Origin of the sequence: Methylobacterium indicum (assembly GCF_017347565.1) — a bacterium.
Lineage (GTDB): Bacteria > Pseudomonadota > Alphaproteobacteria > Rhizobiales > Beijerinckiaceae > Methylobacterium > Methylobacterium indicum.
In genome coordinates this window covers 4,068,525-4,085,253 of the sequence record NZ_AP024145.1, presented here as the reverse complement: position 1 = coordinate 4,085,253, position 16,729 = coordinate 4,068,525, and the positions used below count along the sequence as shown (strand labels likewise).

General features: G+C 71.9%; 19 protein-coding genes. 9 read left to right on the top strand and 10 right to left on the bottom strand.

Annotation, left to right across the window (positions count from 1 at the left end):
• The first annotated feature begins 24 nt into the window (after positions 1 to 24).
• The 3 genes from miv_RS19045 (at position 25) to miv_RS19035 (ending at position 3,738) form a co-directional block, all read left to right on the top strand.
• On the top strand, positions 25 to 1,086 hold the full coding sequence (locus miv_RS19045; protein WP_048429203.1) for a zinc-binding metallopeptidase family protein: 1,062 nt from the start codon (positions 25 to 27) through the stop codon (positions 1,084 to 1,086).
• A 142-nt stretch (positions 1,087 to 1,228) separates the two neighbouring features.
• Positions 1,229 to 2,257 carry a fumarylacetoacetate hydrolase family protein gene (locus tag miv_RS19040; protein WP_207178250.1) on the top strand — a complete coding sequence of 343 codons (1,029 nt, stop codon included), beginning with the start codon at positions 1,229 to 1,231 and terminating at the stop codon, positions 2,255 to 2,257.
• 224 nt (positions 2,258 to 2,481) lie between these two features.
• Positions 2,482 to 3,738: a pilus assembly protein TadG-related protein gene (locus tag miv_RS19035; protein ID WP_207178248.1), complete on the top strand. Its 1,257-nt coding sequence runs from the start codon at positions 2,482 to 2,484 to the stop codon at positions 3,736 to 3,738.
• A gap of 46 nt (positions 3,739 to 3,784) precedes the next feature.
• Here miv_RS19035 and miv_RS19030 read toward each other — a convergent pair whose 3' ends face one another.
• Positions 3,785 to 5,119 (bottom strand): aminotransferase-like domain-containing protein, encoded by a 1,335-nt coding sequence (locus tag miv_RS19030; protein ID WP_207178246.1) that lies wholly within the window; start codon positions 5,117 to 5,119, stop codon positions 3,785 to 3,787.
• Positions 5,120 to 5,223: 104 nt separating this feature from the next.
• Here miv_RS19030 and miv_RS19025 point away from each other — a divergent pair, with 104 nt between their 5' ends.
• The 3 genes from miv_RS19025 (at position 5,224) to miv_RS19015 (ending at position 7,444) form a co-directional block, all read left to right on the top strand.
• Positions 5,224 to 5,421 carry a DUF1127 domain-containing protein gene (locus miv_RS19025; RefSeq protein WP_244748592.1) on the top strand — a complete coding sequence of 66 codons (198 nt, stop codon included), beginning with the start codon at positions 5,224 to 5,226 and terminating at the stop codon, positions 5,419 to 5,421.
• A 100-nt stretch (positions 5,422 to 5,521) separates the two neighbouring features.
• Positions 5,522 to 5,965: a VOC family protein gene (locus miv_RS19020; RefSeq protein ID WP_207178244.1), complete on the top strand. Its 444-nt coding sequence runs from the start codon at positions 5,522 to 5,524 to the stop codon at positions 5,963 to 5,965.
• A 156-nt stretch (positions 5,966 to 6,121) separates the two neighbouring features.
• Positions 6,122 to 7,444: a pilus assembly protein gene (locus miv_RS19015; RefSeq protein WP_207178242.1), complete on the top strand. Its 1,323-nt coding sequence runs from the start codon at positions 6,122 to 6,124 to the stop codon at positions 7,442 to 7,444.
• Positions 7,445 to 7,454: 10 nt separating this feature from the next.
• Here miv_RS19015 and miv_RS19010 read toward each other — a convergent pair whose 3' ends face one another.
• The 4 genes from miv_RS19010 to miv_RS18995 all read right to left on the bottom strand — a co-directional run bounded on the left by miv_RS19010 (position 7,455) and on the right by miv_RS18995 (position 12,059).
• Complete coding sequence (locus tag miv_RS19010) at positions 7,455 to 8,216, bottom strand: SDR family NAD(P)-dependent oxidoreductase (RefSeq protein WP_207178240.1); 762 nt, start codon at positions 8,214 to 8,216, stop codon at positions 7,455 to 7,457.
• 84 nt (positions 8,217 to 8,300) lie between these two features.
• Entirely contained in the window at positions 8,301 to 8,747 is a 447-nt protein-coding gene (locus miv_RS19005; protein WP_048429098.1) for a Crp/Fnr family transcriptional regulator, read from the bottom strand.
• Complete coding sequence (locus miv_RS19000; RefSeq protein ID WP_244748591.1) at positions 8,744 to 11,710, bottom strand: ABC transporter ATP-binding protein/permease; 2,967 nt, start codon at positions 11,708 to 11,710, stop codon at positions 8,744 to 8,746. Before miv_RS19000 ends, miv_RS19005 begins: the two co-directional genes overlap by 4 nt.
• Before the next feature lie 130 nt (positions 11,711 to 11,840).
• Positions 11,841 to 12,059: a hypothetical protein gene (locus tag miv_RS18995; RefSeq protein WP_048429097.1), complete on the bottom strand. Its 219-nt coding sequence runs from the start codon at positions 12,057 to 12,059 to the stop codon at positions 11,841 to 11,843.
• Between the two features lie 314 nt (positions 12,060 to 12,373).
• On the opposite strand from miv_RS18995, the gene miv_RS18990 reads away from it, so the two are divergent.
• Positions 12,374 to 12,568 (top strand): con-10 family general stress protein, encoded by a 195-nt coding sequence (locus miv_RS18990; protein WP_048429096.1) that lies wholly within the window; start codon positions 12,374 to 12,376, stop codon positions 12,566 to 12,568.
• Positions 12,569 to 12,783: 215 nt separating this feature from the next.
• Here the strand turns inward: miv_RS18990 and miv_RS18985 are convergent, their stop codons facing one another.
• The 3 genes from miv_RS18985 to miv_RS18975 all read right to left on the bottom strand — a co-directional run bounded on the left by miv_RS18985 (position 12,784) and on the right by miv_RS18975 (position 15,185).
• Entirely contained in the window at positions 12,784 to 12,990 is a 207-nt protein-coding gene (locus miv_RS18985; protein ID WP_058619845.1) for a hypothetical protein, read from the bottom strand.
• 74 nt (positions 12,991 to 13,064) lie between these two features.
• Positions 13,065 to 13,568 carry a hypothetical protein gene (locus miv_RS18980; RefSeq protein WP_207178236.1) on the bottom strand — a complete coding sequence of 168 codons (504 nt, stop codon included), beginning with the start codon at positions 13,566 to 13,568 and terminating at the stop codon, positions 13,065 to 13,067.
• Between the two features lie 813 nt (positions 13,569 to 14,381).
• A complete protein-coding gene (locus tag miv_RS18975) occupies positions 14,382 to 15,185 on the bottom strand; it encodes a response regulator (RefSeq protein ID WP_048429093.1) in 804 nt (267 codons plus the stop codon).
• A 229-nt stretch (positions 15,186 to 15,414) separates the two neighbouring features.
• Between miv_RS18975 and miv_RS18970 the strand changes: the two genes are divergently transcribed.
• A complete protein-coding gene (locus miv_RS18970) occupies positions 15,415 to 15,657 on the top strand; it encodes a NepR family anti-sigma factor (RefSeq protein ID WP_122982719.1) in 243 nt (80 codons plus the stop codon).
• Positions 15,658 to 15,789: 132 nt separating this feature from the next.
• Here miv_RS18970 and miv_RS18965 read toward each other — a convergent pair whose 3' ends face one another.
• A complete protein-coding gene (locus miv_RS18965; RefSeq protein WP_048429091.1) occupies positions 15,790 to 15,966 on the bottom strand; it encodes a DUF1328 domain-containing protein in 177 nt (58 codons plus the stop codon).
• A 202-nt stretch (positions 15,967 to 16,168) separates the two neighbouring features.
• Between miv_RS18965 and miv_RS18960 the strand changes: the two genes are divergently transcribed.
• Entirely contained in the window at positions 16,169 to 16,363 is a 195-nt protein-coding gene (locus miv_RS18960; RefSeq protein WP_141657945.1) for a hypothetical protein, read from the top strand.
• Positions 16,364 to 16,448: 85 nt separating this feature from the next.
• On the opposite strand, the gene miv_RS18955 is transcribed toward miv_RS18960, so the two are convergent.
• The gene (locus miv_RS18955) at positions 16,449 to 16,652 is read right to left on the bottom strand and encodes a hypothetical protein (protein WP_048429089.1); all 204 of its coding nucleotides are present in this window, start codon (positions 16,650 to 16,652) and stop codon (positions 16,449 to 16,451) included.
• Between the last annotated feature and the right edge of the window lie 77 nt (positions 16,653 to 16,729).

Genomic DNA, 16,729 nt, shown 5'->3' with positions numbered 1-16,729 from the left:
CGGTCGCGCCCGGTGGAGAGTCCGATGAAACTGTTCCAGTGCCAGTCCTGCGGCAACATCCTGTACTTCGAGAACCGGGCCTGCCAGCGCTGCGGCCACACCCTCGCCTACCTGCCCGAGACCCGCACGCTCTCCGCGCTCGCGCCGGCCGGGGGCGAGGACTGGAGCCCGCTCGCGGTGCCGGACCGGCCGAGCCGGTTCTGCGCCAACGCGGTGCACGATGCCTGCAACTGGCTGGTGCCGCCGGGCTCCGGCGACGCCTTCTGCCTCGCCTGCCGCCACAACGGCACGATTCCCGACGTCTCGAACCCCGAATACCTCGCCAAGTGGCGCGAGATGGAGTTCGCCAAGCACCGGCTCTTCTACAGCCTCCTGCGCTGGAACCTGCCGCTGAAGACCCGGGCCGAGGACCCGGAGCACGGCCTGATATTCCACTTCCTGGCCGACCCGCCGGAGAACCAGGGCCCGAAGGTGATGACCGGCCACGACAACGGCGTCATCACCATCGCGCTCGTCGAGGCCGACGACGCCGAGCGCGAGAAGCGCCGGCGCGAGATGGGCGAGCCCTACCGCACCCTGCTCGGGCATTTCCGCCACGAGGTCGGGCACCATTACTGGGACCTTCTGGTGCGCGATGCCGGGAGGCTGGAGGCCTGCCGGGCGGTGTTCGGCGACGATTCGCAGGACTACAACGCGGCGCTCCAGCGCCACTACGAGCAGGGTACGCCGGCCAACTGGCAGGAGACCCACGTCTCGGCCTACGCCACCACCCATCCGTGGGAGGATTTCGCCGAGACCTGGGCGCATTACCTGCACATCGTCGACACGCTGGAGATGGCGAGCGCCTTCGGGATGCAGGTCCACCCGCTCCTCGACGCGGGCGGCGAACTCGCGGCGCGGATCGACTTCGACCCCTACGAGGCGCAGGGCATCGAGCAGATCGTGGCCGCCTGGCTGCCCTTCGTGTTCGCGTTGAACAGCGTCAACCGGGCGATGGGCCAGGGCGACCTCTACCCCTTCGTGCTGGCGCCGCCGGTCATCGCCAAGCTCGGCTTCATCCACGGCCTCGTCCACGGGACGATCTGACGGAAGGGAACCCCTCCCCGGCCGTAGCCTCCGCGGCCGGGGCGGTCCATGATGGACCGACGCGCCCGACGAACCGGGCCGCGGGCCTGCCGTCTCGGCAGGCTCGGACGCCCGCAACAGCGGGCGACAGGAGGGACGCCGAATGAAGCTCGCCAGCCTCAAGCACGGCCGGGACGGCCGCCTCGTCGTGGTCTCGCGCGACCTGACCCGCGCCACCGACGCCTTCATCGTGGTACCGACGCTCCAGCGGGCCCTCGACGACTGGGAGCGCTATGCCCCGGCCCTCGCGGCCCTGGCCGAGCAGCTCGAGCACGGCTCGGTGCCCTCGTTCCGCTTCCACGAGCACGATTGCGCCGCTCCCCTGCCCCGCGCCTATGCCCGCCGGCACGCCGCCGCCTGGCCGGGCTACCCGGCCCTGCTGCGCCAGGCCGCCGGCGCCGAGGCGGCGGGGAGCGAGGCGGGCCGCCTGCGCCACGCCCCCTCGGACGGGTTCCTGGGGCCCCGCGAGCCGCTCGCCGCCGACGATCCCGCCGCCTCCCTCGACCTGTCGGCGGGCCTCGCGGTGATCACCGGCGACCTCGCCCGGGGCGCCGGGATGGCCCAGGCCGAGGGCGCGATCCGGCTGGTGACGCTGGTGGCGGAGGTGATCCGCCACGACCGCCTGCGGCCCGACGGGCTCGACCTCGACGGCGCCGAGGCACCGGCGCTCGCCGCCAGTCTCGCCCCCGTGGCGGTGACGCCCGACGAGCTGGAGGGCGCCTGGCGCGACGGCACGCTGCACCGCCCGCTCCTCGTCAGCCGCAACGGCAAGGCGCTCGGCTGCCCGGACGCGGGCGCCGACATGACCCAGGGCCTGGTCGGCCAAAGCCTCGTCGCTCAAGGCCTCGTCGGTCTGGTGGCGGAGGCGGCGCGTCACCACGCCCTCGGCGCCGGCACGCTGATCAGCGCCGGTCCGGTCTCGAACCGCGGCATCGACGGCGGGCCGGGCCGGGCCACGGCCGAGGGCGGGGCGGGCTATGCCTGCCTGGCCGAAGCCCGTGCCGCCGAGGTCCTGACCGGCGGCTGGGCCCGAACGCCCTACCTGACGGCGGGCGACCGCATGCGGGTCGAGATGAAGGATACCGGCGGGCACTCGATCTTCGGGGCGATCGAGCACGACGTGACCGCCTGAGGCGAACGAACCCGGCGCGGCCCCGCATCGCCGCGCCGGATCCACCAATACCGGGCACAGGGCGGAATACACGTAACCTCGTAAGACCACGAGCGGGCGAAGGCGTTAGGCTTTTGTTCGGAATCGAACGGCAGAGATGGGCGAAGCTGACGTTGTGGAAGCCGGAAGACAACTGCCGATAGCAGTGTCTTTCTTCTACAACTTGAGTAGCCGCCTGCCGCACGATGACGTTCCGCCCGGATCCCGCCCCGTCCCTCTTCGTCCGCTTCCGGCGCTGCCGGCGCGGCTCGGTGATCGTCGTGCTGGGGCTGCTGCTGCCGATCCTGGCGATGGCGGCGGTCGGCGTCGCCGAGGTGTCGGAGGTGATGCTGGCGAAGTCGAAGCTGCAGAGCTACGTCGATGCCGCGGCGATCCAGGGCGCGGGCGAGTTCGGCGTCGACCAATCCTCCGCCACGGCCGAACGGGTCCGCCTCGCCGCAGACGGGATGGCCGCTCCCTTGCGCCTGCGCTGGACGATCATGTCGAGCGCGACCGTCGATACCGCCGCCCGCACCGTGACGGTGCTGCAGACCGGGCACCGGGCCTCGTTCTTCCGCAACATGCTGCCGCCGGGCGGCTGGACCATCGAGGCCAAGGCGACGGCGATTCGCACCGCGCGAAAGCCGCTCTGCGTGCTGGGCTCCCAAGACTCCATCGGCCTCGGCGCGCCGGTCGCCGTCGGCCTGAGCGGCAACTCGGCGATCACCGCCAACGACTGCCTCGTCCAGAGCAACGCCAACCTGGCGGCGGGGGCGGCCACGGCCCTGTGGGCGGGCGAGGTGCGGGCGTCGGGCAGCGCCACCGGCCCGGTGCGCCCGGTCCCGGTCACCGACGCGCCGACGATGGCGGATCCCTTCGCCAAGATGCGCATCGACGTGCCGCTCGTATGCGACGACGTGCTCACGCTCAACATCGGCAGCGGCACCACCTACCTCAATCCCGGCGTCCATTGCGGCGAGCTGACCCTGCTGGGGATGACGACCATCGTGCTCCGGCCCGGCGAGCACTATTTCGTCGGCCCGATCCTCAACCTCCTCGGGCAATCCACCATCACCGGCACCGACGTCGTGCTGATCTTCAAGGGCCTGCTGTCGGCCCAGGTCATCGGCATGGCCAAGCTCGAGATCGAAGGCCGCAAGAGCGGACCCTATGCGGGCTTCGCCTTGATCACCGACCGCAGCTACTTCGGCGACTTCGGGATCTCGACCAATAACGCCCGCAAGATCGTCGGCACGATCTACCTGCCGAATGCCAGCCTCACGGTGAGCGGATACGGCAACAGGATCGCCGATCAGTCGCCCTGGACGGTCGTGGTGGCGCGCTCGATCCGCACCTTCGGCAGTGCCAACCTGATGATCAACGCCAACTACACTTCCTCGGCCGTGCCGGTGCCCTCGGGCGTCGGCCCGGCGAAGGACCAGCCGGTCCGCCTGTCGCAGTGACGGCGGGCCGGCGGCGGACGGGCCCGGCGGCCGGAAAGGCCCGCGCCTACTCGACGACCTGATCGTCCCCCGCGAGGGCGAGGCGGCGCAAGGAGTCGAGGGCCCGCGCGAGATCGGCCCGTGCCGGCGCCGCGAGGGCGAGCCGGACGGCGTTCGGGGCGTGGCCCGGGCTGACCGCGAAGGAGGAGGCCGGGATGAGCGCGATGCCCCGGCGCAGGGCGGCCGCGGCGTAGGCCTCGGCCCGCCAGGTCTCCGGCAGGGCGAGCCAGAGGTGATAGGCCGCCGCGTCGCCCGTCACCGGCAGGCCGGCGAGGCAGGTCCGGGCGATCGCCTGCCGCTCGGCCGCGTCGATCCGCTTGGCGCGGGCGAGCCGGGCGGCCGACCCGTCCTCCATCCAGCGCGTGCCGGCGGCGAGCGCGAGCCCCATCGCGCTCCAGCCGCCCTGGCGCACCGAGGCCGCGAGGCGATCCGCCATCTCGGGCGGGCTCACGATCATCCCGACGGTCAGGCCCGGCATGACGCGCTTCGACAGGCTGTCGACCAGGATGGTGCGCTCGGGCGCCAGGGCGGCGATGGAGGTCGTCTCGCGCAGGAAGCCGTAGACCGCGTCCTCCACGAGGGTGAGGCCCGTCTGCGCCAGGACCGCGGCGATCTCGGCCCGGCGCCCGGGGCCCATCGTCAGCCCGAGCGGGTTCTGCAGCGTCGGTTGCAGGTAGAGCCCGCTCAGCGGCGCGGCGCGGTGCGCCTGGAGGATGGCCTCGGGCCGCACGCCCTCGCCGTCGAGGGGGAGCGGCACGAGAGCGATGCCGAGCCGCGCCGCGATGCCCTTGACCACCGGATAGGTCAGCGGCTCGCAGCCGATGCGCTCCCCCGGCGGGGCGAGCGTCGCCAGGGCGGCGGCCAGCGCCTGGCGCCCGTTGCCGGTGAACAGGAGGCCTGCCGGATCGGGCACGAAGCCCTCGTGCGCGAGGAAGCGGGCGGCGACGCCCCGCGCCTGCGGCGTGCCGGCCGGACCGTACTGGGTCAGCGCCGCATCGGTCGCGCCGCGCCCGAGCCCCGCCAGGGTCTCGGCGAGCAGGGCCTCCTGCTCGGGCAGGCGGGACATCGTGCGCTGGAGGTCGAGGGCGGCCGGCGGCGGCTCCGGCCGGATCGGCTCGGGCGCGCCGAGGTCGGAGCGGATGTAGGTGCCGCGCCCGACCTCGCCGAGGACGAGGCCGCGTCGCGCCAGCTCGGCGTAGACCCGGCTCGCCGTCGAGACGGCGATGCCGCGGGCATAGGCGAAGTCGCGCTGCGGCGGCAGCCGGTCGCCCGGGCGCAGCGTTCCGTCGGCGATCTCCGCCGCCACCGCGTCGGCGATTCCGCGATAGTCGAGCCCTGCCATCATTGCTCCGAGCGCAATGTTTCGATTGCACCGATATTCGTATCGGTACAATCCTGGCGGCGCAATCCCGGCCGGATCGCTTCCCCCCGCTCGGATCGACCCTCATGCCCGTCGTCTCGCTGCCCCTCCCCCGTCAGGTCCCCGACACCTCTCCGCCTCGTCCCGCCCTCCTGCGTCTCTGGTGGCGTCGCGCCCGGGACCGCCGGGTCCTCGCCGAGCTGACGGCGGCGCAGATGCTGGATACCGGACTCGATCCCGATACGGTGCGGCGGGAGAGCCGCAAGCCGTTCTGGCGCGCCTGACCGCGACAGGCCGCGCGGCGGCGCGACATTTCCCGCCGGCCCGCTGGTCACCGGTACCGCCGCCGCGTTACCTTGGGGGTGGCAAGATCGGAGGCGCGCGATGCCGGAGACCGAGACCCTTCCCGACTTCGTCGGTGCGGTGCCGGAGACGGTCGTCCGTCCGGCGGTCCACCTCGACCACTGCGTCATCCACGTCTCGGACTGGGAGCGCTCCACCATCTTCTACCGGGACGTGCTCGGCGCGGAGGTCGTTCCGGTCGGGCGGGGCTACGCCTACCGCTTCGGCGGCGTGCAGCTGAACTGCCACGGGCCGGGCCAGATCGGCGAGCCGCGGGCCCGGCTGCCGGTGGCGCCCGGCAACAGCGACCTCTGCTTCCGCTGGCACGGCCCGATCGAGGAGGCGATCGTCCACCTCGAGCGTCACGGCGTGCCGGTCGAGCTCGGCCCAGTGCCGCGCCACGGCGCGGTCGGCGAGGGCATCAGCGTCTACTTCCGCGATCCCGACGGATCGCTGATGGAGTTCATCACCTATCCGACGGGGTGACGCCGGGCGGCGCCGCGGATCGCCGCCGACGGGACGGATTCCGGGTCGAGACGAGTCCGCCGCCGCGACCGCGCGGCCGCGGGTTTCGCCGATCGCATTCACGGCGGGGAAACGCCCGCCGGGGCAGGATGACGGACGCCTCCCGGTCGGTCCGTCATGCCCCTGCCTCCCTTCCTGCTCCCCCCGACGACGCGGATCCGGGCCTTCGGGCACGACCGGCGCGGCAGCGTTGCGCTGATCGTCGGCCTGACCGCCCTGATGCTGGTGATCCTGGCCGGGGCCGGGGTCGACTTCGCCCGCTCGCGCCAGGATCGGTCGCGCCTCGACGCCGCCCTCGACGCCGCGGTGCTGGCCGGCGCCCAGGCGGTGCGGGCGGCGGATGCCAAGGGCCTGTCCGACGTGGCGATCCGCCAGGCCGGCAGCGACGCGGCCACCCAGCTCTTCGCCACCCTGGCGCCGAAGGCGGCCACGGCCACGGCGCCCCAGGCGACGTTCACCGTCGCCCTGACGGGCCGCAGCGTCACGGTCTCGGGCACCTACACGGCCTCGACGAAGACGACCCTGATGGGGATCATCGGCACCACGGCGATGCCCTATGACGGGGTCTCGCAGGCCAGCGCCGACCTGTCGCCCCTGATCGACGTCTACCTGCTGATCGACGTCTCGGGCTCGATGGCGCTGGGGGCGACGAGCGCCGACATCGCGGCGCTCCAGGCCAACCTGAACGGATGCGCCTTCGCCTGCCACGACGGCCAGCCGGTGAAGAATACCAGCCTGGACAGCTACCAGTGGGCCAAGGCGAACGGCATCACCCTGCGCCTCGACGAGATGAACCAGGGCATCCTGGATTTCGTCGCCTCGCTGCGCCAGCAGGAGGCGGCGAGCAAGCGGGTGCGGATCGCCATCTACGCGTTCAGCACCCAGCTCACCAAGGTGCTCGATCCGACGAGCGACCTGTCGAAGGTGGCGGGCAACCTGCCCAAGGCGCCGAGCGCCTCGGGCGAGAGCGACGGGGCGACGCTGTTCTCGACCATCATGCCGGCCTTCACCAAGGCGGTGGGCCCGAGCGGCGACGGCATCACCACGCCGAAGAAGCTCGTGATCCTGGCGACCGACGGCGTCGCCGATCCGGGCCGGTCCTGGACCTGGGACGTGCCGAAGCGCGCCCTCGTCGCGCCCTTCGATCCGGCGCAATGCGCCGCCCTCAAGGCGCCGGGCGGCAGCGCCAAGCTGCCGGTCTGGGTCGGGGTGATCTACACGCCCTACCTGCCGATGACCTGGGACTGGGGCTACAACGCCACCCTCGGCCAGCCGAGCCAGATCCGCGGACGGGGCACGCGCCTCGACGACATCCCGTCCCAGCTCGCCGCCTGCGCGACCAGCGGGGACTTCTACATGGAGGCGGGCAAGACCGGCGCGATCGGCGACGCGATGCGGAAGCTGTTCAACACCTTCGCGCAGGTCCGGCTGACGAACTGAGAGCCGCCGGTCAGAGCCCCGAGACGAGGTGGCCGCCATCGACCGGCAGGGTCGCGCCGGTCATCCAGCCGGAGGCGTCGCCGGCCAGCAGCAGGAAGGCGCCGTCGAGATCCTCCGGACGGCCGAGGCGGCGCATCGGGATGCGCTTGAGCATCGCCTGGCCGGGGGCGGTCTCGAAGAACTCGCGGTTGATGTCGGTGCCGATATAGCCCGGCGCCAGCGCGTTGACCCGGATGCCGTAGCGCGCCCATTCGAGGCCGAGCGCCTGGGTCATCTGCACCACGCCGGCCTTCGAGACCGTGTAGGGCCCGACCCCGCCGGCGACCCGGAGGCCGAGGATCGACGCGACGTTGACGATCACGCCGCCGCGCCCCGCGTCGCGCCAGGCACGCGCCGCCGTGGTGGACATTGCCCAGACGCCGCGCAGGTTGGTGTCGATCACCCGGTCGAAGGTCGCGATGTCGACGTCGATCGCCGCCCCGCCCTCGGCGATGCCGGCATTGTTGACCACCACGTCCGGCAGGGCGTGCAGGGCCGCGAAGGCGGCGGTCACCGAGTCCGCGTCGGCGACGTCGAGGGAGACCGCCCGGGCCTCCGGGGCGCCGGCGGCCAGGAGATCGCGCACCAGGGCGTCGAGCTTCTCCTTGCGCCGCGCCGCCACCGTGACGGCGGCGCCGCACCCGGCGCAGAGCCGGGCGAAATGGTCGCCGAGGCCGCCCGAGGCCCCGGTCACGAGGACGTGGCGGCCCTTCAGGCCGGCTGCGAGGTCCATGGTCTCCCCCCGGGATCGTGTCTCGGGCCTGCCTCGTTCGCGGGCAAGCCTCGTTCCATCGGCGAGGCTCGCCGATGCTGGTTCTCAGCTGGCCCGCGTCTGGGCCAGCTGCTGGTTGGTCATCTCGAGGCGATGGGCGAGCTCGCGCATCACCGCGATGGCGATCTGCGGGAACTGGCTCAGAAGCTCGAGAAAGACCCGCCGGTCGATGCGGAGCGCCGTCGTCGGCACGGCGGCGGTCACGGTGGCGGAGCGCGGCTGGTCGGCCAGGATGCCCATCTCGCCGACGAGCGCGTTGGCGCCGAGCAGGGCCAGGCGGATCGGCCCCTGCGGCCCGTCCAGGGTGACGGCCGCCTCGCCTTCCAGGATCAGGTAGGCCGCATCCGCCGCGTCGCCCCGGTCGAAGAAGCGCTGCCCGTCGGCGAAATGCACCCGCTCGCTGGTGAAGGCGAGCAGCTTCAGGCGAGCCGGATCCACCTCGCGGAACATCGGCACTTGGCGCAGCGACTGCACCTCGGTCTCTAGCGTCATGCCCTTACATCCTGCTCGACGCGCGCCGGTTCCGGCCCCGTCTCGTTGTCGGCGCGCCCGGAGACTGCCGCAGCCGGCGCCGCAACGCCAGCCCCCGCCGGTGCCTCTCCGCCGGAGGCTTCGCCCGCGGCGGGTGCCGACGGCGCCGCCTTCGCGTCAGGCCCGTGGATCTGCGTGCCGGCGGCCCGCAGCACCACCTCGAATCGGTCGGCGACGCGGTCGTTGGGGAGCACCGCCACGAGGCTGTTCTCGCGGCCGAACCGCTCCAGCAGGAGTCCGAGCACCGTGCGGGCCCGGTTCTCGCCCATCGGCGAGAGGGCGCCGTCGAGGACGAGGAGGTCGGGCCGGCGGATCAGGGCGCGGACCAGGCTCACCACCGCCCGCTGCCCCCCCGACAGGAAGCGCCCCTCGGGACCGACCTGGTGGTCGAGGCCGACCCGGGTGATGGCGGGGGCGAGCCGCATCTCCTGGACGAGGGCGGTGCCGGTCGCCGTCACGGTCTCGACGGCGTCGGCGACCGACTGGTTGATGCGGCCGAACAGCAGGTTGTCGCGCAAGGGGGCGGCGGCGCAGACCTGGTCGGGATCGTAGAAGTCGACGCCGCCGAGACCCGCCTCGTCGAGGGCGGTGCGCAGCTGGCCTCGCGCCTCGACCAGCCGGTCGCGGAAGGCGTCGTCGATCAGGCCGAGGCGGTGACGCGGCTCGATATAGGCGAGCGGCAGGGCGATGAGCCGCGTCGCGTCGGCCGAGCCGTAGCGGCCGAGCCCGATCCAGCGCCGCCGGATCCGGTTGAGCATCCCGCCGCCGTGGCGCTCGGCCGAGGCCTCGGTGGCGGTGCGGCGGGCGAGGATCGCCTCGAATTCTGGCAGCTCGTCGGCGGAGAGGAACGAGAACTGCTCGAACAGCGGGTGCCCGCTCGGCAGGCCGCGGAAGATCTCCAGCATGGTGGCGGCGATCCGCTCGCCCATGGTGACGAGGTCGTCGGCGAGACCGGTGCGGTCGAGGACGAGGCGCACCACCGCGTGCTCGGCGAGCGCCCGTCCGGTGAGCGCCGTGGTGGTCGGCACGCCGAACAGCAGGTTCTCCGCCACCGTCGCCTGGCGGTTGTAGCGGGCGGGGTCGAACGGCTCGACGAGGTGGGCGTGCCCTTCCGCGGCGAGGCGCTCGCGGAAGGCGATCCGGGCCTCGATCAGCCGGGCGGCGAGATCGGGGTGGCGCTCGGGATCGACCTGGCCGAGGAGACCGAAACGGTAGACCTCCTCGCCCATGCCGATGCGGGCGAGCCAGTCGAGGATCAGGGCGTCGAGCTCGCGCGCGTCGGCGACGCCGGCCTGGGCGTAGTCGATCCAGTCCGCCGGGAAGGGCTCGACCGGGTTGCCGGTGCGGTGGGCCTCGGCCAGCAGCTTGGCGTCGGCCGGATGAGCGCCGGAGGCCGGTGGGCGGCGGTTGAGGCCGTACACGATGTTGTCGCGCAAGGACCCCGGGAACAGGATCGGGTCGACGCCCGCGAAGGCGATGCGCCGGGTGAGCGCGGCGCCCGCCCAGTCGGCGAGGTCGTGCCCCTCGAGGGTGACCCGGCCGGAGGTCGGCACGACCCGGCGCGCCAGCACCCGCGCGAAGGTCGAGGCGGCGGGACCGCCGTCGCTGACGATGGCGACGATGGCCGGCAGGGGCAAGGACAGGGAGACGTTGGAGAGGACCGGCCCGTGCGGTTCCTGCACGCCGACGCCCTCGGCGGCCAGCCGCCCGCAGAGCGAGTCGTCGCGGCCGGGCGCGTCGAGCCCGAGAAGCCGGTCGGGCAGGAATTGCTGCAAGACCTGCTCGTACTTCACCTGCACGTCGAGGCGCTGCTGGTCCCAGTCGATCAATTCCTTCAGGGGCGGCGGCAGATCGCGATAGGCGGCGATCACCGCCACCAGCTGGCCGATGCTGAGCTGGCCCTTGAGAGCGAAATAACCGCCGATGCAGTAGAACAGGAACGGCGTCATCTGGGCGAGCAGGTTGTTCAGGAACTTGACCATGAACTTGCGCCGGTAGATGCGCAGGCGCAGGTCGAACAACCCGCCGAGGCGGTGGCCGATCTCGGCCCGCTCCCAGGCCTCGGCCCCGTTGGAATGCACCGCCGCGATGCCGTCCACCACCTCGCCGACCCGGCCGGCGAGGCGGCGCGAGGCGAGCTGGCGCTGGCGCCCAAGGCGCAGCAGCTCGCGCCGCAGGCGCGGGATGACCACGAACTGCACCCCCACCACCCCGGCGGCGAGCAGCCCGAGCCAGACGTTCTGAATCAGGATGAACGCCATCGCGGTGGCGGCCTGGGTGCCCAGGAAGGCCGGCAGGATGTAGGCGTCGCCGATGAAGCCGCCGATCGGCTCGACCTCGTCGCGGATGATGGTGGCGACCTCGGAGGCCTTGGTGTGGCGCAGCGCGTCCGGCGAGAAGCGCATGATCAGCGAGAAGAGCTGGAAGCGCAGGCGCCGCAGCATCCGCTCGCCGAGCGCCCCCTTGGCCACGTTGATCCAGTACTTGAAGGCGCCGTTGATCAGCACCAGCAGCAGGAACATCGAGGAGAGGCCGAACAGCAGCTCGAACCGGTCGACGTCGAAGCCGGAGAACAGCAGCCGCTCGCCACCAAACCAGTCCGGCACCTGCAGGCGCAGGATCAGGAACTTGGCGGTCTCGTTGCCCTTCTCGAAGGCGTGGCCCTGGATCGCCTCGTTGACGATGCGCCGCGGCAGGTCGAGCGAGGCGAAGTAGAGCGGCAGCGAGGCGAGCACGACGCCGCAGATCAGGATCTGGTCGCGCTTCGAGTGGCGCCAGATGTAGCGGAACAGGCTGCGGTCGAGGCCGCCGGAGGCGTCGCCCGCCTCCCGGTCGTTGCCGGCCCGGGCGGGCACCGCCTCCCGGCCCGCGACCTGCTCCCCGCTGCGGCCGTCGGCCGGGCGGTCGCCCGCCTCCCGGGCCATTCCGCCGCCCGTCCGTTCCGCCGCTCCCGCCCCGCCGCTCATGGTCCGCCGCCCCAGATCCCGCCTGCCTGTGTAGAGGGGCGGAGCGGGGCTGGGAACCGCTGCCGCGCCGGCACCGGCCGGCCATGCGTCACTCCTTGCGCGGCTGCTCCTTTCGCGTCGTCAGACCGCCGATCGGCCGGTCGCCGAACTGGCGGTTGGGCTGGGGGGAATCACCCGGCTCCTCCGTCGTGGTCGGGCGCGGGCTGCCCTCCTCGGCCGGCATCGCGGGAGGGGCGTCGCGGTTCGGCGCCGGGGCGGTCTCGGGATGCTGCGCCGCCTCGCGGGTCACCATGGTCCTGTTGGTCATCGGGATCGCTCCGAAACGGGCGGGCGCCGGCCCGCTTTCCGCGACATGAAACGGGCGAGCGAAATCTCGCCCGTCTGCCGCAAAGTCCGGGGCGAACGCCGGCCCGCCCGCGGGGTTCCCACCGCTCCGGGGCCGCTTACGGCCAAGCTTCCGGCCGGTTCGCAGCATACCTGCGGCGGCGTGACTCAAGTCGCCGGCCCGCCTGTACTGGCCCGATTCGGGACCGTCTGCCCGGCTCAGCCTGCATGCGTGGCAGGAACCATCATTTCCGCTGAAGGTTGTTCGGTCTGAGAACACCGGCCAAGGAGGCACTCATGGCTACCGGAAATTCGACTTCGAAGCGCGGCTTCGCTTCCATGGATCTGGAGCGGCAGCGCGAGATTGCCAGCAAGGGCGGCCGCAGCGTGCCGGCCGAGAAGCGCTCCTTCTCGCAGGACCGCGAACTGGCCTCGTCGGCCGGCCGCAAGGGCGGGCAGGCCTCGGGCAGCGGGCGCGCCACGGACGAGTGAGGGCGGGATCCGGCAGGGCCGGCCCCTCGCGCCGATCCACGGACCGGCCCCGCGAGACCGGGGCGAACGGTTTGAGACCCATCCTCATGCGCCGGAGGGAGCCTTGATGCCCCTCCGGCGCATCGGCATGGGCCGCAGACGGCATGGCGGCACACGACGACGACCCCGGAGGCCCTCGGCCTTCGGGGTCGTCGTTGCTCTGAAGGGTGCGCCGGTCAGGCGGCGCGGGCGCGTGTCGTCACCACGAGGTTGCGCTTGGCCATCGCGGCACAGATCACGTCGTCGACGGACCTCACCGCCGTGAGGCCGGCCAGCAGGCTCGCGAGCCGATCGATGTCCGGCTCGACCTGCCCGTCGCGATGGACCCGTTCCAGACGCAGCGGCTCGGGGGAAGGAAGCTCGTAGTCGCGGGGATCGGTCATGGCGGGCGGTCTCGTGACAAGAACCTGGCAAAGAACTGGGGGAAAGCTCGGCAAGCGTCCGGTTCTGCGAATTGTCAGAGGGTCGCGATGCGGGAGGGAAGGCTGTCGCCGGCATCGGCGAGGCAGCGGCTCGGGAGCAGGCGGCGGGCCTCGTGCCCGGCAAGACCGCTGATCGCCCCCTCGCAGCCTTCCGGCATCCGGCGTACGGCCTGCCCGGCCTGACCGACGTCGCGCTGCGCCACCGGTGCTCCGGCACGCTCGCGGACGGTGACCTGGGGAATGCTGGTGTCGCGGGCGACGAGCGTCGTGTTGCTGTGGGCGTCGGCCTGGTAGACGACGTCACCCGCCGCGTTGCGCAGGGTGACCTTGGCAGCACCGAGCCCGGTGATCTCGACCGCCACCGGCACCTGCACCTTCGTGGCCGGACGGACCGGCCCGAGGCGGTCGCCCTTGATGGCCGCCTGCTCGACGGCCGGACGAGCGAAGGCCTCGACGGAGTGCTGGACCAGCGGCTGGCCGACCAGCGCGACGAACGCGGCAGGAACCGTAATTCCGAAGAAGAACTGGGGGCGGAGCATACGCGTGGCCCTCGCGGCGAAGCTTGATTATGCTTTCTTAACGCGCGCCCGCCGGTAGTAGTTCCCGCCTCCGTGCCTGACTGGGACAGTTCGTGCCGGCAATGCGAGGCATCGTGGCAACCGCTCGTTAACCGGGTCGCGGCCCCGATCCGCACCCCACAAGCGAGGCTTTTTCGCCACATGCAACGACAAACGCGCGATCTTGCAGCGACGCGGAACCTTTCCGGTGGGATTCCCGTTGATATGGCAACCCGGCCACCTGGTCCTCCCCGCATTCCCCTTGTGCATTGGCCGGAAACTCTTCCAACGGGCCGGATCCTGATCCGGCCCGTTCTTTTGTATTGGGGCGCCGTTCACAGACACGGCAAAGTCTATCGGCAATGCAGGATGCGCTCTACGTCCCGACGCCTGTCGGTGCGATGGCCTCTCCGTGCGCTGCGAGACCGTTAGCTGACCGTTAACCGCGACGCGCCGCCGCAGCGACCGGATACAGGCTGGCTGCGGCGCGCCGATGACGGTCCGGCATCGGATCGGGGTCGTCTCGGGGCATTCGCCCCCCCCCGACCCTGCCGTTTCTCATGGCCGAGGGTCGAGTTCGGCCGTCACCAGCCGGAGGGCCCGTTCAGTCTGTCCGCCCCAAGCGCCCCCCCTTGGTGAAGGCGGGATGCGGGGCATCGCGCGGGACGCCGCCCCGCCTGTCATTCACCGTCGCGACGCCCCCCTGAAACGACGAAGTCCCGGCCCCCGCCTCACGGCGGGTCCGGGACTGCGATGTGTCGAGACGCGCGCCGCGGGGAGCGGCACGCCGGGCCGTCAGGCGCTCGCGCGGGCCTCGCGGCGGCGGGCGCTCTGCTGGAAGAAAAGCGCCTGGCTGATCACCGCCGAGACGTTGGCAGGCTGGAACGGCTTGGCGATGAGGAAGGCCGGCTCCGGCCGCTCGCCGGTGAGGAAGCGCTCGGGATAGGCGGTGATGAAGATCACCGGCACCTCGAACGACTTCAGGAGGTCGTTCACCGCATCGAGGCCCGAGGAGCCGTCGGCGAGCTGGATGTCGGCGAGGATCAGGCCGGGGCGCTTGGTCGAGGCGAGCTTGACCGCCTCGGTGCGGGTGCGGGCGACGCCGGTGACGTTGTGGCCGAGACCTTCCACCAGGGCCTCGAGGTCCATGGCGATCAGCGGCTCGTCCTCGATGATGAGGATCTCGGTCGCCATGTCGGCGGCGAGTTCGCGGCCGGCCTCGTCGACGAGATCGCGGACCTCCGAGACGTCGACGCCCAGGATGGTCGCGGCGTCCTCCTCGGAGAAGCCTTCGAGGCAGGAGAGCAGGAAGGCCTGCCGCGGCAGCGGGGTGATCTGGCCCAGCCGCACCTCGGCCGGCAGATCGTGCTGGGTCTGCTCGGTCTGGCCGTTGACCGACAGCGAGTTCCAGATCCGGGTGAAGACGCGGAACAGGTCGGCCTTGACGTTGGTGCTGCGCCCGAGGGTCTCGGGCTCGTTCACGAGCGTCTCGAGCGTCGCGGCCACGTAGGCATCGCCGGCCACCTGGCTGCCCGTGAGGGCGCGCGCGTAGCGACGCAGGTAAGGCAGGTGCTGCACCACGAGTTGTGCTGTCGACATTCAGATCCCCTTGGTCTTCTCGTTCCGCTCGGGTCTTATCGTTGGGTTCGTCGGACCTCGTGCCCTTCAACGCCGCGCCGCCGCATTCGTTCCGATGCGGCGCGGAACTGATTCCCCGGGAACGCGTTGTCGCCGCAAGCGCGCGACCCGGCATACCGGGCGCCATGGCATCGCTCTGTCCGCGTGTCCAGGACGGGCGAAGGGGAATGGTATGAACGATGGCAAGGGGATGCAGGACCCGGGATCAGGGGGTCCGCGATCGTCCCATCAGTCCCCGGAGAACGGGGACGATCCCGTCGCCGGGTCCGGCGAACCCACGCTCGATCGCGGCGTCCAGGGGCGCATCGGCTCGCATTTGCGTGCCATGTACGACGAGATGATGCAGCAGCCGATTCCCGACCGCTTCCTCGATCTCCTCGCCAATCTGGAACGAGGCGCCGCCGCGCCGCCGCCCGAGACGACCGACGAGTGATCCGTGCAGGGTCGCTCGACGCGAAGCGCCCTTCGCATGCGCCCGATACAAGCGCGCCGCCCCTCGCGGGGAGGGACGGCGTGGGTGTTGCAACGTTCAGGTCTCGATGCCGACCCGGCGGTATCCCGCCGGTCAGAGCGTCGGCGAGCGCCCGCGCATCAGGCCGACCACGGCCGAGATGGCGAACAGGACGACGGCGACGAAGAAGATAAGCTTGGCAGCCTCGACCGCCGTGCCGGCGATGCCGCCGAAGCCGAACAGCGCGGCCACCAGGGCCACGACGAGGAAAGTGACAGCCCAACCCAGCATGGCGTGACCCCTCTTGTCAGATCTCTCGGCCGACGGCCGATCATGGCAAGATAACGGCAAGCCTGACTATAGGTTCCGATCTGTCGCAGGTGGCGCAATCGCCTCGGACACCCCACATTGGGATGGCGTGGTCGGCGGGGGCGGCGCGGAACTCGGGTTTCGCGCCATACGTTCTCACCGGCGTCTGGATGGAGGCTTGATGATGATCCGTTCCAATGCCCTGCGTGCCGGCTTCGTGCTGCTCGCCCTGCTGGCGGGTCTCCTCACGGCCTCGCCTATGGTGATCACCGGCATTCTCGCGGCGCTCGGCCTCGCGGGGGCTCTGGCGGCGGCCGGTGCCCGGGCGCAGGCCCCGGCTCTCGTACCGGTTCGCGTGCGCGACCGTCGGCGGCGCTGAGACGCGCCCTCCCCTCTCGCGAACACGGCGGGCCCTCGTCCCGCCGTCTTCCCTCATCAACGTGCGCCCGCTTCGCAGCGGGCGGTCAGCGAAGCCGCTGCAACTCGCGCTCGCGGTGCCGCAGCCGCAGCAGCAGGTCGACCTGATCGAGCGGGATCGGCTGTCGGTCCACGGTCCGCTCGTAGAGCGAGCGCAGCGTCCGACCGAGCCGCCGTTGCGCCTCGGCGCCGAGCGCCGGCAGGCCCGTCTCCTCGACGCAATCCCGGGACGCACTCACTTCCTGATTCATCGGACCACTGGCCCCGTGCCGTCGCGCGGATCCGAGGGAAGGCTGACCCGCGCCGAGACGAAGGACTCTCGGCCGAC

What these genes read in the sequence shown, in the direction of transcription:
- miv_RS19045 (WP_048429203.1), top strand. Translation starts at nt 25, where the DNA reads ATGAAACTGTTCCAGTGCCAGTCCTGCGGCAACATCCTGTACTTCGAG.
- miv_RS19040 (WP_207178250.1), top strand. Translation starts at nt 1,229, where the DNA reads ATGAAGCTCGCCAGCCTCAAGCACGGCCGGGACGGCCGCCTCGTCGTG.
- miv_RS19035 (WP_207178248.1), top strand. Translation starts at nt 2,482, where the DNA reads ATGACGTTCCGCCCGGATCCCGCCCCGTCCCTCTTCGTCCGCTTCCGG.
- miv_RS19030 (WP_207178246.1), bottom strand. Translation starts at nt 5,119, where the DNA reads ATGGCAGGGCTCGACTATCGCGGAATCGCCGACGCGGTGGCGGCGGAG.
- miv_RS19025 (WP_244748592.1), top strand. Translation starts at nt 5,224, where the DNA reads ATGCCCGTCGTCTCGCTGCCCCTCCCCCGTCAGGTCCCCGACACCTCT.
- miv_RS19020 (WP_207178244.1), top strand. Translation starts at nt 5,522, where the DNA reads ATGCCGGAGACCGAGACCCTTCCCGACTTCGTCGGTGCGGTGCCGGAG.
- miv_RS19015 (WP_207178242.1), top strand. Translation starts at nt 6,122, where the DNA reads ATGCCCCTGCCTCCCTTCCTGCTCCCCCCGACGACGCGGATCCGGGCC.
- miv_RS19010 (WP_207178240.1), bottom strand. Translation starts at nt 8,216, where the DNA reads ATGGACCTCGCAGCCGGCCTGAAGGGCCGCCACGTCCTCGTGACCGGG.
- miv_RS19005 (WP_048429098.1), bottom strand. Translation starts at nt 8,747, where the DNA reads ATGACGCTAGAGACCGAGGTGCAGTCGCTGCGCCAAGTGCCGATGTTC.
- miv_RS19000 (WP_244748591.1), bottom strand. Translation starts at nt 11,710, where the DNA reads ATGGCCCGGGAGGCGGGCGACCGCCCGGCCGACGGCCGCAGCGGGGAG.
- miv_RS18995 (WP_048429097.1), bottom strand. Translation starts at nt 12,059, where the DNA reads ATGACCAACAGGACCATGGTGACCCGCGAGGCGGCGCAGCATCCCGAG.
- miv_RS18990 (WP_048429096.1), top strand. Translation starts at nt 12,374, where the DNA reads ATGGCTACCGGAAATTCGACTTCGAAGCGCGGCTTCGCTTCCATGGAT.
- miv_RS18985 (WP_058619845.1), bottom strand. Translation starts at nt 12,990, where the DNA reads ATGACCGATCCCCGCGACTACGAGCTTCCTTCCCCCGAGCCGCTGCGT.
- miv_RS18980 (WP_207178236.1), bottom strand. Translation starts at nt 13,568, where the DNA reads ATGCTCCGCCCCCAGTTCTTCTTCGGAATTACGGTTCCTGCCGCGTTC.
- miv_RS18975 (WP_048429093.1), bottom strand. Translation starts at nt 15,185, where the DNA reads ATGTCGACAGCACAACTCGTGGTGCAGCACCTGCCTTACCTGCGTCGC.
- miv_RS18970 (WP_122982719.1), top strand. Translation starts at nt 15,415, where the DNA reads ATGCAGGACCCGGGATCAGGGGGTCCGCGATCGTCCCATCAGTCCCCG.
- miv_RS18965 (WP_048429091.1), bottom strand. Translation starts at nt 15,966, where the DNA reads ATGCTGGGTTGGGCTGTCACTTTCCTCGTCGTGGCCCTGGTGGCCGCG.
- miv_RS18960 (WP_141657945.1), top strand. Translation starts at nt 16,169, where the DNA reads ATGATCCGTTCCAATGCCCTGCGTGCCGGCTTCGTGCTGCTCGCCCTG.
- miv_RS18955 (WP_048429089.1), bottom strand. Translation starts at nt 16,652, where the DNA reads ATGAATCAGGAAGTGAGTGCGTCCCGGGATTGCGTCGAGGAGACGGGC.